We start from the raw sequence: 1,023 nt of genomic DNA, 5'->3' as shown, positions 1-1,023 counted from the left end.
CGTGTTAACGGGAAAATACTGCGAACACCTGCCACTGTATCGTCAGAGTGAAATTTTTGCCCGTCAGGGTGTCGAACTGAGCCGTGCATTACTCTCCAACTGGGTTGACGCGTGCTGCCAGTTAATGACGCCGCTGAATGATGCTCTGTACCGTTATGTGATGAACAGCCGCAAAGTTCACACTGATGACACACCAGTAAAAGTGCTGGCACCGGGCAGGAAGAAGGCGAAAACAGGATATATCTGGACGTATGTCCGGGATGACAGGAATGCCGGTTCGCCAGAGCCTCCGGCGTCTGGTTCGCCTACTCACCGGACCATCAGGGTAAACATCCGGAGCAGCACCTTAGTCCCTTCCGGGGTATCCTGCAGGCAGATGCGTTTAATGGTTACGATCGGCTGTTCAGTGCCGAACGAGAAGGCGGCGCGTTGACGGAAGCAGGATGCTGGGCTCATGCGCGGCGCAAAGTCCACGATGTATATATCAGTACCAAAAGCGCGACAGCGGAAGAAGCCCTGAAACTAATCGGTGAGCTGTACGCCATCGAGCACGAAATACGCGGGTTGCCGGTGTCTGAACGCCTGGCGGTCAGGCAAATGCAGAGTAAACCGCTACTGACTTCCCTGTATAAGCTGATGCAGGAGAAAGAACACACGTTATCGAAAAAATGCCGTCTGAGAGATGCGTTCCGGTATATCAGGAAGCACTGGGTTGCGTTGTGCAACTTCAGTGATGATGGTCTGGCTGAGGCGGATAATAATGCCGCGGAAAGAGCGCTTCGTGCAGTCTGTCTCGGAAAGAAAAACTTTATGTTCTTCGGCAGCGATCACGGTGGAGAGCGTGGTGCGCTACTGTACGGGCTGATCGGCACCTGCCGACTGAACGGTATCGATCCGGAAGCGTATCTGCGCTATATCCTGAGCGTACTGCCGGAATGGCCTTCCAACCGTGTTGACGAACTCCTGCCATGGAACGTAGCACTCACCAATAAATAAGCGTCAATACGGTGCTCCGTTGACGCT

1 pseudogene is annotated in these 1,023 nt (G+C 53.8%); it reads left to right on the top strand.

Annotated elements, in window-relative coordinates:
- A pseudogene (gene tnpC, locus BGK49_RS15905) lies at window positions 1–996 on the top strand (IS66 family transposase); the annotation flags it as partial.
- Between the last annotated feature and the right edge of the window lie 27 nt (window positions 997–1,023).

The sequence above is a fragment of the Shigella sp. FC1544 genome, assembly GCF_001722145.1.
GTDB lineage: Bacteria > Pseudomonadota > Gammaproteobacteria > Enterobacterales > Enterobacteriaceae > Escherichia > Escherichia coli.
Note: the sequence above shows the minus strand (reverse complement) of the source record. Positions and strands in the feature narration are given on the sequence as shown.